Origin of the sequence: Anaeromassilibacillus sp. 1001302B_160321_C8 (genome assembly GCF_015554745.1) — a bacterium.
Classification (GTDB): Bacteria; Bacillota; Clostridia; order Oscillospirales; family Acutalibacteraceae; genus Anaeromassilibacillus; species Anaeromassilibacillus stercoravium.
Genome location: NZ_JADNJD010000005.1, coordinates 152,835 through 168,319 on the forward strand (window position 1 = coordinate 152,835; position 15,485 = coordinate 168,319).

The window sequence follows — 15,485 nt, forward strand, 5'->3', positions numbered from 1 at the left end:
TGCGTCTTGTATTTTTCCGAAAAATCCCATATAATAACGGGTACTGGAGCGCACAGAACAATAAAGCTGGGAGGAACAAGGACAATGAAAATCTATAATACCCTGACGCGCCAAAAGGAAGAGTTTGTGCCGATCACAGCCGGAGAGGTGAAAATTTACGCCTGCGGCCCCACGGTGTACAATTACATCCATATTGGCAATGCGCGGCCGATCTGTGTGTTCGATGTGTTGCGCCGCTATATGGAGTACCGGGGGATGAAGGTCACCTATGTGCAGAATTTTACGGATGTGGACGATAAGATCATCCGCAAAGCGAATGAGGAGAACAGCGACTACCTCACCGTCTCCCAGCGTTATATTGAAGAGTATAAGACGGACGCCGAGGGCTTGAATGTCCGCCCGGCGACGATCCATCCGCTGGCGACGGAGAACATCGAGGAAATCATCAGCATGGTCGCGACCCTGATCGACAAGGGCTATGCGTATGCGGCGGACAATGGGGATGTCTACTTCCGCACCCATAAGGACGAAGGCTATGGAAAGCTTTCCCATCAGCCGCTGGAGGACTTAGAGGCGGGCGCGCGTATTGCCGTGGGCGAAGAGAAAGAGGACGCGATGGATTTCGCCCTTTGGAAGGCCGCCAAAGAGGGGGAGCCGAGCTGGGTATCCCCGTGGGGTAACGGCCGCCCGGGTTGGCACATTGAGTGCTCCGCCATGGCAAAGCACTATTTGGGAGAGACCATTGACATCCATTGCGGCGGGCAGGACCTGATTTTCCCGCACCACGAAAACGAGATCGCACAGAGCGAATGCTGCAACGGGGTGCCGTTTGCGCACTACTGGATGCACAACGGATATATCAACGTCGATAACCGCAAGATGAGCAAATCCCTCGGCAATTTCTTCACGGTGCGCGATGTGGCGGCGCAGTTCGGCTACGAACCCATCCGCTATTTGATGGTGGCTTCGCATTACCGCAGCCCCATCAATTACAGCGTGGAGGTCATCGAGCAGTGCAAGGCGGGATTGGAGCGCCTGTACAATTGCCGCGACAACCTGGCGTTCCTGCTGAAGAATGCCCCGGAAGGGGAAAAGGAGGGCGAGAAAGAGATTCGCCGCCGCTTCAGCGAATACCAGGACCACTTCATCGAGGCGATGGAGGACGATTTGAACACGGCGGATGCACTGTCGGCGCTGTTTGACCTGGCGAGGGACATCAATTCCACGCTGAATGCGTCCTCCGCGCCCAGCAAGGAGCTGTGTGCCTATGCGCTGGACCTCTTTAACGAGCTGGCCGGTGTGCTGGGCCTGCTCTACAACCAGAAGGACGACCAGCTTCTGGATGAAGAGGTGGAAAAGCTGATCGAGCAGCGCAACGAGGCCCGTAAAAATAAGGATTGGGCCACCGCGGACCGCATCCGCGACGAGCTGAAAGCGCGCCATATCGTTTTGGAGGATACACCGCAGGGCGTCAAATGGAAGGTTGAGGAATAAATCCGGTTTTGCGGCCCGGTGAGGACAACCGGGCCATGCGGCGCCGGGATGAAAAGCGGCTCCCGCCGGACTAACCAAGCCGGCGGGAGCGCGGTTTCTATGAGAAAAGGGGCGTTCCGATTGGCAAAGGAAAAGGAAAACAAGACGAATGTCATGCGGATCTTGGACAAGGCAAAGGTTCCGTATAAATTCTATTTTTACGAGCATGAAGACGGGGCCATCGACGGCGTTGCGGTCGCCCATAAGCTGAACCAGAATGTGGAGCAGGTGTTCAAGACGTTGGTGACGAAGGGGGCATCCGGCGCGTTCTACGTCTTTGTGGTGCCTGTGGCAAAGGAATTGAACCTCAAGGCAGCGGCCAAAAGCGTGGGGGAAAAATCCGTGGAGATGATCCACGTGAGCGAGATCAATAAGGTGACCGGCTACATACGCGGGGGATGTTCCCCCATTGGGATGAAGAAGCTGTACCGCACCGTGGTGGACAAGAGCTGCGAGGCCTTTCCCAGCATCATTTTCAGTGCGGGAAAGATCGGTGCGCAGGTGGAAGTAGCGCCGCAGGATCTGCTGCGTTTGGTGAATGGAACATCGGCGGAGATTGCAGTAGAGCCGTAAACAGATGCGGCAATGGGATGAGAGGGAGTGGAACCATGACGGAAACTTCGCTTTTGCAGGCGATTGAAACGATGATGGACCGAAAGCTGGAGCCGATCCGGGAGGATATGGCCCGCATGAAGCAGGATCTGTCCGGTGTCCGGCAGGAACAGGCGACGATCCGCCGCGATGTGACGGCGGACAGCCAGACGCTTGTCGGAGTCAAGCAGAGCCTGACGGAACTGAAACAAGGGAATACCGCCCTGAAGCAGGAGATCAACGCGGTGAAGCAGGAGACGGCAGACTCTAAACAAAAGCTGGTGGGCGTTGCGCAGGATCTTTCCACGGTGAAGCAAGGCATTACCGCTGTAAAACAGGCGGAAGCAGATCTAAAACAACTGGTGACCGGTGTGGGACAGGACACCACCGGTTTAAAACAGGCTGTGGCGGCAGAGCGTCAGGAGTTGGCCGGATTCAAGCAGGAATTCTTGGCGGTGAAGCAGATGCTTTCCAATCTGGAAACGGTTGCTTCCGGGATCGAGCAGGATGTGGCGACGATCCGCCAGGACATTGCAAAGGAACGAAAGGCCATGGAACTCATGGCACAGAAGACGGTCCAGGTGGAGGCCACCCTGGAGAACGTTACGAATCCGCGCCTACAGACGGTGCAGGACAGCCAAAAAGAGGTGCAGTCCCGCCTGGATGCATTCGACCTGTTGGACGAAAAGCTGGAGAAAGTCCGCAGCATTGTGGACGTTTTGCGGGCGATCCGAATCAACCCGCAGTATTGATCGCATTGGAAACCGGCGGGCGGTTCCCGGCCAAGGAAGGGTCCGGGCCGCTGCGCCGGTTTTTGCTTTGAAAATGTTTGTGACAGCGGAGGAAGCCATGGAATATCAAAAAATCCGTGAATTGCAGGATTGGCCGCGCCAGGAGGCGTTTGACCATTTTTACCATCAGGTGGTCACAGCGGTGACCCTGACAGCGGACGTGGACGTCGCGCCGCTTCTACAGGCCTGCCGGGAGAGGGGGCTTCGCTTCTTCCCGTCCTTCCTGCATCTTCTCAGCCGCGTGGTCAACCGGCACGATGCATTTAAGATGGGGCATAATGCGGAGGGGGAACCGGTCATCTGGAAGCAGGTTTCCCCCTCCTACACGGTCTTTCAGGAGGAGGATTCCTCCTTTTACAGCCTCAGCACGGAATATGTCCCAGAGTTTGAAGCGTTTTACCGGCAGGTGGTCTTGGATATCGAGCAGAGTAAGCCCCTGCAAGGCCCGCGCTGGAAGGAGGAGCCGCCCAACCGGTTCTATGTCTCATGCATCCCGTGGCTGCACTATCGGGGCTTTAGCATGCAGATGTACGGCGACGGGAAGCTGCTCTGCCCCATTTTTACGTGGGGAAAGTTCGAGCGCAACGGGGATAAAACCGTGATGCCGCTCACCATACAGATTCACCACGCCAGCGCGGATGGGTTCCATATCGCTCAGTTGTTCCAGGAACTGCAATGGGAAGTGGACCACTTTTCAGAGGAACAGGCCGGCGCATAGCGAAAAAATTGGGCTGCCGAAAATCGTTTCCGGAATTTTCCGGCTTCGACAGGCTTCCGTGCCTTTCTCCCTTCCCCAGTGATACAATGGCGTGGAAAGGGGAGGAGCGAACGTGCAGATTGCGATCTGTTGTTCAATGCAGGAGGATGCGGATCATGGAACGTACCGGACGTATGGGCTAAAAATGGGGGATGTGCGTGTGGATGATATTTCCACCCATTGGCGTACAGTCGCCCGTTTGCGGCGCAAACTGATCAAAAACCAGGTTTCCCCGGTGCATCTGTGGGATGTAGTGGAGGACTTTTTGGCGGCGTGTTAGGCTGGTTTACCCGATGGAAAAGTTCACAACAAGAGAAAACGGCTTCTGTCCAGGGGATTCCCGAGACGGGGCCGTTTTTTCATGCGGCGGTCAATCGGCATGGGGCTGAGGCCGTTGCATGCTTTTTTTCAAATCGTTCGAAACAGGATTGAAAGAACCGCCTTTTTTCAGTATAATAGGAATGATTTTCGTCTATTTTAACGAATGATGGCAATGAAATGGGAAGGTTGTCTCAAGCTGCAATGCCAAAGGAGGAGCGCTATGGAATTGCAAAGGGGTATAAAACGTTTTGCAATAGGGTTGTTTTTGCTGCTGTTTGCGGTAGGGTTTGTCCCCCTGTCCGTATTTGCGGCGGAAGAACAGGGGGATGCGGATAAAATCCAAATTACATACTACTATTTTTCTTCCTGCGAGAGCTGTGAGGATGGCGAGAACTACCTGCTCGCCCTGGAGGGACAGATCGAGGACGCGATCTCCCCGGACGAATATGAATTCCATCTAAAGAACGTCTTTGAAGAGGACGCCTATGAGGATTTCATGGAACGTACCAAGGATATGGCAACGGACGAGTTCACCCCGGCCCCTCCCATGCTGGATGTGAATGGGACCTGCCTATTTGGGGTGGACGACATCACAAACAAGGCCCGCAGCGTGATCCTGGAGGAAAAGGAAAAACTGCGCACGGAAGAAGAGCGGCTGGAGAGCTTCCGCAATGTTCCGGCCGAGAGCTCTTACTTTGTGTATTTCTATGTGCCCGCCTGTGACGACTGTGAAAAGGTGCAGGTTTACCTGAGCAATATGGACAAGCAGTTTGCGTTGGAGCAGAACCAGGTCACCAATTTGCAGGTAAATTATGTCAACATGAGCGCCCTCGACAACGTGCCCCTGGCGCATTGGTTCTTTGACCAATACGGCGTGCCGGAGGAACGGCAAAAAGCGCCGGTCCTTTTCTATCAGAATGGCTATTTGCAGGGCTATGAGGACATCGTCGCCAATATGCCGAACATCATTATGAGCGGCGAAGCGCTGAACTGGGAGGACATCGACTATGTGCCGGAATCCCAGGCCGGGAGCTTTGGGTGGAATGATTGGGCCTTTCTGGTGCTCACCGGCTTTGCGAACGGCTTGAGTCCCTGCGGGATCTCGCTGCTCCTGCTGTTGTTTTCCCTGCTGCTGGCCAAAAATGCCAATATCCTCAAGCTGGGCTTGACGTTTATCACCGCGCGCTTTTTGACCTTTTTGCTGCTGGGGACGGTTTTGTACTCCGCATTTGAGCAGATCAGCGCCATCCTTTCCCCGGTGGGAAAGGCTTTGCAAATTCTCATCGCAGTTTTGGCGGTGTTCTTTGCGATCCTGAATTTTATGGATTACTTTGCGGCGAGGAAAAACGAGTATGGGAAGATCCGCTTCCAATTGCCGCCCAAGCTCCGTGCATTCCAGCGCGATTACCTGGAGAACACCTTGAATTGCGGCGGCAAGTACCTGACGGGAACGGTCTTCATCGCGGGGATCGTCCTCTCCGTAGGGGAGTTCCTCTGCACGGGCCAGCTCTATTTGGCGTCGATCATCTATATGATGCAGCGGCAGACAGCCTGGGACATGACGGTCTTTTTGGCGTTTGTGGTCTATCTGCTTGCGATGTCCCTGCCGCTTTTGCTGCTGACCCTATTGGCAAAACGCGGTTCCCAGGTGTTGCAGCTTTCGGAAATGACGCGCGGGAAGCTGCCTTGGATTAAATTGCTCTACGGCGTGCTGTTCTTGTTGTTTGCCGTATTATTATTTGTATTCTTGTGGTGATTGCGATGTTTGGAAAGAAAAAAGAGAAATCGCCTGCGGCGCTGGGCTTCTCCCTGTTTAATCAGGAAGGGGAACGGACGGCGCAGCATGCAGCGGTATCCCTGCCCTTGAACCGGGAGGCGGTTTTGGAAAAGAGTATCGAGTTTTTCCAGGACCCCCATCCTTGTGCGATCCACGAAGGGGCTGTGCGGATGCGGATGTTGGGAGAGTTGGAGGCCTATCTGAAAGGGAAGGGCTTGGTAAGGCTCTCAGAGATGCCGGATTCCCTGCGCCATTACCTGGATTTGGAAGCTGAATATGTATATATTGCGCTCGACGAGGCGTAGCAGGATGCTTTACGCCGGCGCAGATCGGCAATATCGGGTGTCTGGAAAGTGTTTATCCAATCCTATCCAGTAGGGGTTGGTAATTTTTCACAATTCGCATTATAATCTTTTCATTTGTCCCTGTCTGCTCTATAATGGGGTGTAAGGGGGGATAAAGAATGGTTTATAAAGTGCTGGAAGAGACCGTCACCGACGAGGAGCAGGGACAGCGCCTTACATATGGCATCATTGCCGGAGCTGCTGTGGTCAGCGATATTTCCGATAAACGCGAAGCCGTGGAACGGCTTGTCGAGTTGCTGAATACGCGGCAGGTGCCCCTGATGCACTTTAAAGATGTGATCGAGGACTTCCTGACACGATAAAAGAAATCTCTTCTCAATCATTGATTGAGAAGAGATTTCTTTGTATGAAACAAAAAGGTTTTGTGAATAAAAATAGAAACGCCGTCCTTTGGACGGCGTTTCTATTTAAGAGAGAAGAAAAGGAAAATTTATGAAAAAGAGAAGATCTTGTAATCGATTTTTCTGTTCCCCTTGGAACGATTATAAGTATAAAGAATCTTTGTGAACACTGCGTGAAATAGAAATGATCATTTTACAAAAATCAGATGGAAAATAAAAGAAGAAAGCTCCGCTGTACCTCCATGCATAGGTATTCATGGCCAAAGAGGCGAAGAGGTCCATTGCCGCCCGTTCGATGGCCATACGGCTCCCATCGGCCTATTTATAAAGGGAGATTAAAAGGAACGGCATGGCTTTTTCGTCCCGTGGGCACAGCAGACCATCTCCCGTATATAGCGCGTCCTTATGGATACGATCTGCCGTGCATGTGGGGGCGTTGGATGCATATATATGGAAATCAAACAAAAAGCCGGCTTAAAATTTTATACGTGTTCTCTAAAAGGACAGTCGAATTTGGAACACTTTTGGAACACTATGTTCTATATAATCAAACCAAAGGCCAAAAGATCAAAACTTTTGTGCCAAAGTTCAGGAAAGGAGAAAGGAACATGAACAAAAGAGTATGGCGATCTGCGCTTTCTTTGTTGCTGGTCTTTACGCTTGTATTTACCAGTGGACTTTCCGCATTCGCAGCAACTACGGAAAACCGTGCAGATCCAGCCGAAACAGCTGCCGTGTATCTCAGCGATATGGAATGGGTATCCGCTGAAGATGGATGGTGGCAGGTCCGGAAGGACCGGGACGTCAACGTACATAAGATTGTCCTGACAGATGAAAACGGAGAGGAGGTCCCGTTCGAGAAGGGACTCGGAACCAGTGGCAATGCGACCATTGTCTATGATTTGACGGGCTATGGTGCGCTGCGCTTCCAGGCGCAAATTGCCATTCAGTCGGATAACTGGTGGGGTGGAACGAGCTTTACGCTGAAAGCGGATGGCGAGGAGTTCTTTACCCAGAGTTTGACCAGCAGCAGGGGCATTACGCCTGTGGATGTAGAAATTCCGGAAGGCACGACCATCTTGACGATGGAAAACTCCGGCGGTTCCAATTCTGTTTGGGCGAATGCGCAGATTATCTGCGACCGCGCTGTGATGGACCGCTTGAAGACGCTGTCTGTGCAGCCGGAGGAGCCGGCCGTTGCTGTGGGGGATAGCACCAATCTGGTGATCTCCGCGTATTCTAACGGCCAGGAGAGCATTGCTCTCACCCCGGAACAGTGCACGTATTCGAGCAGCAATCCGGAGATTGCAACGATCGATCCGGATACAGGTGTCATCACCGGCGTAGCGGATGGCATTGCAACGATCACCTGCACGGTGGTGGATGCGGTTGACCCGAGCCTCAGCCGCACGGCTACCTGTGAGATCATTGTTGGCGAAGGCGAAGAAGGCGCAACTTGGTCGGTCACATCGCCCGACGAGAATATCTCTGCCCTGTTCTTTATGGACGCGGAAGGCGCCATCCGCTTCTTTACCACGTACGGCGGCAAGACGGTTGTTTCCAGCTCCCCGACGGGCCTGGTGACCAACGCCGGTGATTTCCGCAACGGCCTCACCTTTGTAAGCCGTGAAGACGAAGAGGTCACGGATTCCTATGACCTGATCGGCGCGAAAGTGAACCATGTGGACACAACCGCCAACCAGATGACGCTGAACTTCACAAAGGACGGCGCCTCTTACAGCATCATTGTGCGCGTTTATGACGACGGCATGGCGCTCCGCTATGCAATCGAGACCGAGGACGGCCAGGAGCTCACCATTTCTGAGGAAAATACGGGCTTCCAGCTTGCCAGCGGCTCTGTCGCACAAGCGATGGAATATGAATATGCAAATGAGTCGGTTGCGCAGGAAGAGGAAGCACACAGACTGCGCGGCGGCTACTGCATGCCGCTCCTCTATGAGACCACGGACGGCGTTTGGGCGCTGCTTTCCGAAGCAGACCTGAATTCGACCTACTGCGGCGCACAGCTTGTGGGCGACGGCACCGGTATGCTGAATGTAGAATTCACGCCGGAGCAGACGGAAGACGTTGTTACGACTGCACCGTTTACCTCCCCGTGGCGCTTTGCCGTCATCGGCACGCCGAAGGCCATCGCAGAAAACACCATGGCAGAAACCTTGAGCGAGGACTGCCAGCTGGAAGACACCAGTTGGGTCCAGCCGGGCACCGTGGACTGGACGTGGCTGAACGGCGATCTCCGCCATACCGACCCGAACGTGGACTTCGAAAACGATGCGTTGGACATTTATAAGGAATATGTCGACTTCGCGGCAGAGATGGGTTGGGAATACCAGCTGCTGGACGAAGGCTGGCAGAGACAGAACAGAGACCCGGATGATGATTCTATCTACAAGGGCTATTACGATTGGACGCAAGAGCTGATCGATTATGCCAATGAGAAGGGTGTCGGCCTGATTGTCTGGGCGAACAGCGCAGACCTGGATACCCCGGAAGAGCAGGAAGAGCGCATCACCGAATGGGCGCAGATGGGCTTCAAGGGCGTCAAGCCGGACTTCTTTGATTCCCAGTCCCAGGATACGATCCTGCAAATTGAAAACCTGATGAAGGTTACAGCGGAAAACCACATGCTGCTGAACCTGCACGGCGCAGGCAAGCCGACCGGTGAACGCCGCACCTATCCAAACGTCATTTCCCGTGAGGCGGTGTTCGGTGCAGAGCAGTATGACTTTATCCCGGACAACGTGAGCGCGCGCCACAATTGCACGCTTCCGTTTACCCGCAACGCAGTAGGCCCGATGGACTACACCCCGATGGCTTCTTACGGCGTAAGCGGCGACCATCGTCAGTTTACCCTGGCGCATATGGCTGCCCTGCCAGTCGTATTTGAAGCTGGCGTGCAGTGCATGGCGGACAAGCCCGACGTTTATCGCGCACATCCGGCCTATGAGCATTATTTCAAGAACATGCCCTCCGATTGGGATGACTCCATCCTGGTGGACGGCGAACCCGCAGCGTATGTAAACTTCGCACGCAGAAGTGGGGACGACTGGTATCAGGGCATCATCTGCGATGCAGCCCGCAATGCAGAGTTCTCCCTGGACTTCCTCGGCGAGGGAACCTACACCGCATACATCTATACGGATGGCGAAGATCCGATGGAGACCGTTGACGAAGAGATCCGCACGGTCACCAAGGACGACACGCTCAATATCCCGCTTGCAGAGACGGGCGGCGCGGCAATCCATTATGTTAAGACAGCCGAAGAAGAGCCTGTTTGGGATACCAACGCACTGTACTCGATTCTTTCTTCCCTGAAGGATGCAGGCATCGAGGTCAACAGCAACAATACCAGCCCTGGGGCGATCGTTGACCTGTGGTGGAACTTCGCTGGAGATTCCTTGTTCTGGCGCTTGATCCCGGATGCAAATCAGGAATACTATCGCATTCAGCCCGGCAGCACAACGGTCACCGTTCTGATGCCGACCGATTCGGAAGTGGCAGTCAATACCAAGCTGACCGTCGGCAACATCGACGATGCAGACGATTCCCAGTGGTGGAAGATCGTAGAAGCGGAGGATGGCACGTATCGCATTCTGAATAAGAAGGCGGAATTGGCAGGAACGCCGCTCTATATCGCAACGGATAGCGATTCCACGACGGACGGCGCACCGATCGTTTTGGCGGACGAAAGCGCTGCTTCCAGCAAGTGGAACCTGGTGAAAAAAGAAGAGCCCGAGCCGGAGCCTGTGGAGCCGGCAGCAGAAATCAAGGTTGACCAGAGCCTGCTCAACGTGGGCGATGTGACCGATGTAACGGTTTCTGTAACGGACAGCAACAGTGAAGAAGTCACAGAATACACCGTAGAAAGCAGCAATCCGGCCGTTTTGGAAGTCACCCGCACGGCGGATGGCATTACCGCAGAAGCACTGAGCAATGGCACTGCCTCGATCGTCGTTCGTGCAGATCTGGGGGATGGCGTCGTTGTGGATGCCTATGCACAGGTGATTGTTGGAACTGAACCCGTGGAAGGCAGCGTCTATGAGGTTGCCGCTCCGAATGCGGACGTAAAAGCATTGGTCGCTTATGACGCAGTCGCTGGCACAGTATCCTATCTGGCAAGCAAGGACGGCGAAGTCATGGCCGGCGTATCGGGGACAGGCTTGATGACCAATATGGGCGATTTCCGCAGCGGATTGGTCCTCGGCGAAGTCACCACCAGAGAGGGCAATGATTCCTATGACCTCCTCGGCGGCAAAGTAAAGCATGTCGATAAAGATTACATTGAGACCACGTTCCCGTTCACTAAGGACGGCGTGAACTACAGCATCATCTTCCGTGCATACGACGAGGGCGTTGCCCTGCGCTATGCGATCGACGGAAACGGCGATGAACTGCAAATCACCGAAGAGTTCACCGGCTTCCAGCTCCCCGAGGGCTATCAGAAGCTGTGGGGCCAGAGCATCGGCGACAACTCCAGCGTTGCCAACGAATGGCCGCACAGAGAGTATAGCAACCGTTCGAGACTGGATGGACAGAACTTCAATATGCCGTTGCTGTATGAGTCCGAGAGCGGCGCTTACGGCCTTTATTCCGAAGCAGACCTGATGACCGGCACCTATTGCGGTTCCGTGCTCGCAGGCGGCGAGGATGGCATGCTCACCGTGAAGTTTGCACCGGAGCAGGCGGCAGAAGGCCCGGTTGTCACGACGGCGCCGTTTACGTCCCCGTGGCGTTTCCTGGTGATGGGCGATCTGGCAGAGATTATGGACAACACCATGCCGGAAAACCTGAGCCCGGACAGCGTGATCGAAGATACCAGCTGGATTGAGTCCGGCGTCTCCAACTGGACCTGGTTGAACGGCGACCTGCGCCATGACCAGATCCCGGCAGATAAGTTTGAAACCGAAGGCCTGCGCATCTACAAGGAATATGTAGACTTTGCAGCAGAGATGGGTTGGGAATACCAGCTCCTCGATGAAGGCTGGATGATCCCGTACAACCGCACCGAAAATAAGGAAGAGCAGCCCGGCTATGATCCGGATGCACCGGCTGGCCAGCGCTATCTGGGCTATTATTCCTGGACAGAAGAACTGGTTGAATATGCAAAGAGCAAGGGCGTGAAGCTCCTTGTTTGGGTGCATAAGAACGATATTGTCACCGAGAAACAGCGTGAGCGCATTGCATACTGGGCGGATCTTGGCATCGCAGGCATCAAGCCGGACTTCTTTGATTCCGCAACACAGTCCACCATGCAGCTGTATGATACGCTGCTCAAGCTGACCGCAGAGAACCATATGATTATCAACCTGCATGGCACCGTAAAACCGGCAGGTGAACGCCGTACCTATCCCAACGCTTTGACGAGAGAAGCTGTTGGCGGCGCAGAGGGCTATGCAGTAAGCGACTGGCGCGACCCGAACGATTACGGCGGCGGCTCCTATCCGTGGGGCGGCGATTTGACCGCTGCAAACAACTGCGTGATCCCGTTCACGAGAGGCGCAGTCGGCCCGCTGGATTACACCCCGATGGCATCCTTCGGCGCATTGAACAACGTGCGTTTTGGCCCGACGGATCCGGATACCGGAAAGCCGCAGGAATTTGACAACCCGCCGTTGTTTACCCTGGCCCATATGTATGCCCTGCCGATCATTTATGAGAGTGGCATCCAGTGCCTGGCGGATAAACCGTCGGTTTATAAAGCAATCCCCTACTATGAGCAGTATTGGAAGGACATGCCAGCCTCCTGGGATGAGAGCAAGCTGATCGACGGCGAAGTTGGCGAACTGGTCGAGATGGCAAGACGCGATGGCGACGATTGGTATCTGGGCGTTATCTGCGCATACGAAGAGACCAAACCGGTTGACATCGATCTGGATTTCCTGGGCGATGGCACGTACACCGCGTATATCTACAGAGATAACCCGGACAACCCGCTCGATTTGGATGAGCCGATGAACGGCCTGATTGCTGAGACGAGAACGGTTACGAGTGCAGACACTTTGACGCTCGAACTTGCTGGCCTCAATACCCCGGTTCTGGAGTATGAGTTCAAGCAGGCGGACGGCAGCACGGTTACGGCACACAGCCGCAGCGACCTGACGACCTCCGGCGGTGCAGCAATCAAGTTCGTGAAGAATGTGGCTCCGAGCGAGCATATGCTGACGGTTACCTATCCGAACACGGTGGAACTGAGCATCGATGGCGAGAGCCAGACGATTGCCAACCTGATCGGCGCGTATAAAGACGTCGTGATGGCGGATACCGAGCTCGAACTGACCTTCACGCCGAGAGTGGACGGCAGAGAGATTGCAGGCGTCACCGTGAACGGCGAAGCAGTTGAAGACTTTGACATCAATGAATTTGTTTACAACCTGACCATGCCGAACGCGGACACCACGATCGAGCTTGGCTTCACAGTGGTAGACAAGCAGAACCTGCGCGCTGCCATTGAGATTGCAGAAGGCCGGGCGGACGAAGCAGCGGAAGCCGTACCGTCCGTGCAGGAGAAGTACGAAGCGGCATTGCAGGCAGCGAAGGACGTCGAAGCAAAGAAGACCGCAACGCAGGACGAGATCAACACCGCATGGAGCGACTTGATCGACGCGCTGCATTACCTGAGCTTTGTCGCGGGCGACAAGAGCCAGCTGGAGATCCCGATGGAAATCGCAGATTCCATCAACCGCGACCTGTTTACGCCGGACAGCCTGGATGCGCTGGACGAAGCGTATGCAGCAGCTGCTGACCTGATGGACGATGAAGAAGTCCTGGAAGCGGACATCACCGCAGCAGTGGATGCGCTGTATGACGCCATCTATGGCTTGGTCTACCGCGCAGACATCAGCGAATTGGAAGCGCTGGTCACCAAGGGCGACAGCATTGTTGCAAATGCGGATCAGTACATCCAGAACGACGCATGGACGAGCTTTGAGACCATCCTGGCCGAAGCGAAGACCGTGCTGGACAACCCGAATGCGACGCAGGATGCTGTGGACACCGCAGTGAAAGACCTTACGGCAGCGATTTCCGCCCTGCGCATGATCCCGGATAAGGATGCTCTGGAAGCATTGATCGGGGAAGCCGAAGCGATCAACACCAGCAAGTACACAGCGAAGAGCGTGGCAACGATGAAGGCCGCATTGAGCACCGCGAAGGCAGTCCTGAACGACGCAGAAGCGACCGAAGAAGAGGTTGCAGACGCAGTCGAGGCGCTGGAGAACAGCATCGACGGCCTGGTCGAGAAGAGCACCTCCACGGGCTCGAAGAACAGCGGCAGCACGTCTGCAAACGTCGGCAACGCATACGGCGCAGCGGGCGTTGTATCTGCAAGCCAGAGCGTGGCGGCGAACGCCTATGTGGTTTCCGATACGACGGTCAACTTCACCTTGAAGAGAGGCAGCGCATACTGCTTCAAGATGACGGTCGTGAACGGCAACGCCATGACGCCGGGCTTTACCGTCGGCAATGGCGATGTGCTGAAGACGCAGTTTGTGGCGAAGATTGGCAACGACTACTACTACAGAGTCTATGCTACCGGCACGCCGGGCCAGAGCACGGGCGTTTATACGACCTTGCCGGGCCAGAACGCTACAAAGCACTGCACGGTAACCATTGGCTAATTGCTTTCGTAGACGGACGCTGTGCGCCCGATTGCCTGAGAGCAATAAGGCAAAATTGCAAAGGAAATGCAAAGACTCCAGCAGATCAAATATATCTGTGAAGAAGATGACTTCCCTTTACAATGTGAAGAATATGAATAAGCAAGTGTTTAAGCTCTCCTTCTCAAAAAATGTTAAAATATAAGGAATACCCCCTGTTCCGTGTTTAGGAACAGGGGGTATTCCTATTTGATCAAAATATTTGCATGGGGCTACAAAGTGGAGAAATTCCTTTTGGCCGTGGGAACGCTTCTTTATTATGGTGTCACAATATGGGGGAAGATAAATGCACATTATATAAGAATCCAGCGTTTTTATTAGGAAAGCACCATTTCCTTGTCTATAAAAGGGAGGTGGAATTGCAAGTGAATATACGAAAAATGGACCAATCGTGTGTAAGCCTGTTATCCGGTCGTGTTGGGGGCATTTCTCTAAAGGCGGGCCACAGGACGCATAGCGGACACACAGTGCCTCTCGCGCCTACGGCGTTCCCTAAGAAAGCAAACAGAGAGGAGTTTGTTTTCCACTCCACAGGGGAAGCCCTACAGAAGCAAGCGAAAAACTTCCTAAAGACAGGAAGCCATCGTTCTGCATCCGATCTGAAAAAGAAAAGCACGGAATATAGAAAAGGGCCCAGACTCGGGAAAACTCCCGGGCTGGGCCCTCATTGCTTATAGGGAAGACACCTTCCCTTTTATTTTGTCGTTTCCGATTCGCCAATGGATACCGTGGACGCACAGCGTCTTTTCGCGGGCACGCAGTGCCTTTTCGCGCCTACGGCGGACGCACGGCGTCTTTCGCGCCTACAGCGTTCTCTACGGAAGCAAACCGCAATTGGTTTGTTTTGTGCTCCACGTAGGAAGTCCTACGAAAGCTCTTACGCAATCGTCACGGCACAATGCTTCACAGCGTTCTGGCCCGGCAGGGTGGTGTAAACGCCCGTGCTCTGGCCCGGCGTGCCGGTGGCATAGACTCTGTAATAGTAGTCGTTGCCGATCTTCGCCACGAACTGCGTCTTCAGCACATCGCCGTTGCCGACCGTGAAGCTCGGCGTCATGGCGTTGCCGTTGACTACCGTCATCTTGAAGCAGTATGCGCTGCCTCTCTTCAACGTGAAGTTGACCGTCGTGTCGGAAACCACATACGCCTTCTGGCTGGTCACGCCCTGTGCTGCGGATACCACGCCCGCTGCGCCATATGCGTTGCCGATGTTGGCGGACGTGCTGCCCTTGCCGCTGTTGCCTGTGCCCGGCTTCTCCGCCTTGACCAGGTTATTCGCGGCAGCTTCCAGGTTGGTATATGCCTTTGCGACCGCCTGCTCGTCTGCATTTGC

Annotated in this window: 10 protein-coding genes; 9 read left to right on the forward strand and 1 reads right to left on the reverse strand. The window is 54.4% G+C overall.

Going from position 1 to position 15,485, the window contains the following annotated elements:
• Positions 1-84 precede the first annotated feature (84 nt).
• The 9 genes from cysS to I2E77_RS05465 all read left to right on the forward strand — a co-directional run bounded on the left by cysS (position 85) and on the right by I2E77_RS05465 (position 14,113).
• Complete coding sequence (gene cysS, locus I2E77_RS05425; protein WP_087234247.1) at positions 85-1,494, forward strand: cysteine--tRNA ligase; 1,410 nt, start codon at positions 85-87, stop codon at positions 1,492-1,494.
• Positions 1,495-1,647: 153 nt separating this feature from the next.
• Positions 1,648-2,106: a Cys-tRNA(Pro) deacylase gene (gene ybaK / locus I2E77_RS05430; RefSeq protein WP_242969690.1), complete on the forward strand. Its 459-nt coding sequence runs from the start codon at positions 1,648-1,650 to the stop codon at positions 2,104-2,106.
• Between the two features lie 35 nt (positions 2,107-2,141).
• Positions 2,142-2,876 carry a hypothetical protein gene (locus I2E77_RS05435; protein WP_191395992.1) on the forward strand — a complete coding sequence of 245 codons (735 nt, stop codon included), beginning with the start codon at positions 2,142-2,144 and terminating at the stop codon, positions 2,874-2,876.
• 97 nt (positions 2,877-2,973) lie between these two features.
• Positions 2,974-3,633, forward strand: coding sequence for a CatA-like O-acetyltransferase (locus I2E77_RS05440; protein ID WP_195450763.1), 660 nt, complete (start codon positions 2,974-2,976; stop codon positions 3,631-3,633).
• 112 nt (positions 3,634-3,745) lie between these two features.
• Positions 3,746-3,952, forward strand: a complete 207-nt coding sequence (locus I2E77_RS05445) for a DUF6514 family protein (RefSeq protein WP_087234241.1) — start codon at positions 3,746-3,748, stop codon at positions 3,950-3,952.
• 261 nt (positions 3,953-4,213) lie between these two features.
• Positions 4,214-5,749, forward strand: a complete 1,536-nt coding sequence (locus I2E77_RS05450; protein WP_195450764.1) for a hypothetical protein — start codon at positions 4,214-4,216, stop codon at positions 5,747-5,749.
• A 5-nt stretch (positions 5,750-5,754) separates the two neighbouring features.
• A complete protein-coding gene (locus I2E77_RS05455) occupies positions 5,755-6,075 on the forward strand; it encodes a hypothetical protein (protein ID WP_087234235.1) in 321 nt (106 codons plus the stop codon).
• A 158-nt stretch (positions 6,076-6,233) separates the two neighbouring features.
• A complete protein-coding gene (locus tag I2E77_RS05460; protein WP_087234232.1) occupies positions 6,234-6,437 on the forward strand; it encodes a DUF6514 family protein in 204 nt (67 codons plus the stop codon).
• A gap of 647 nt (positions 6,438-7,084) precedes the next feature.
• Entirely contained in the window at positions 7,085-14,113 is a 7,029-nt protein-coding gene (locus tag I2E77_RS05465; RefSeq protein ID WP_195450765.1) for a glycoside hydrolase family 97 catalytic domain-containing protein, read from the forward strand.
• 916 nt (positions 14,114-15,029) lie between these two features.
• Here the strand turns inward: I2E77_RS05465 and I2E77_RS05470 are convergent.
• A partial coding sequence (locus I2E77_RS05470) for a hypothetical protein (RefSeq protein WP_195450766.1) occupies positions 15,030-15,485 on the reverse strand: 456 nt, incomplete at its 5' end.

Bases quoted from the DNA above. Each gene is read 5' to 3' on its own strand.
- I2E77_RS05465 (WP_195450765.1), top strand. From the start codon at position 7,085: ATGAACAAAAGAGTATGGCGATCTGCGCTTTCTTTGTTGCTGGTCTTT.
- I2E77_RS05435 (WP_191395992.1), top strand. From the start codon at position 2,142: ATGACGGAAACTTCGCTTTTGCAGGCGATTGAAACGATGATGGACCGA.
- I2E77_RS05440 (WP_195450763.1), top strand. From the start codon at position 2,974: ATGGAATATCAAAAAATCCGTGAATTGCAGGATTGGCCGCGCCAGGAG.
- I2E77_RS05455 (WP_087234235.1), top strand. From the start codon at position 5,755: ATGTTTGGAAAGAAAAAAGAGAAATCGCCTGCGGCGCTGGGCTTCTCC.
- I2E77_RS05450 (WP_195450764.1), top strand. From the start codon at position 4,214: ATGGAATTGCAAAGGGGTATAAAACGTTTTGCAATAGGGTTGTTTTTG.
- ybaK (WP_242969690.1), top strand. From the start codon at position 1,648: ATGCGGATCTTGGACAAGGCAAAGGTTCCGTATAAATTCTATTTTTAC.
- cysS (WP_087234247.1), top strand. From the start codon at position 85: ATGAAAATCTATAATACCCTGACGCGCCAAAAGGAAGAGTTTGTGCCG.
- I2E77_RS05460 (WP_087234232.1), top strand. From the start codon at position 6,234: ATGGTTTATAAAGTGCTGGAAGAGACCGTCACCGACGAGGAGCAGGGA.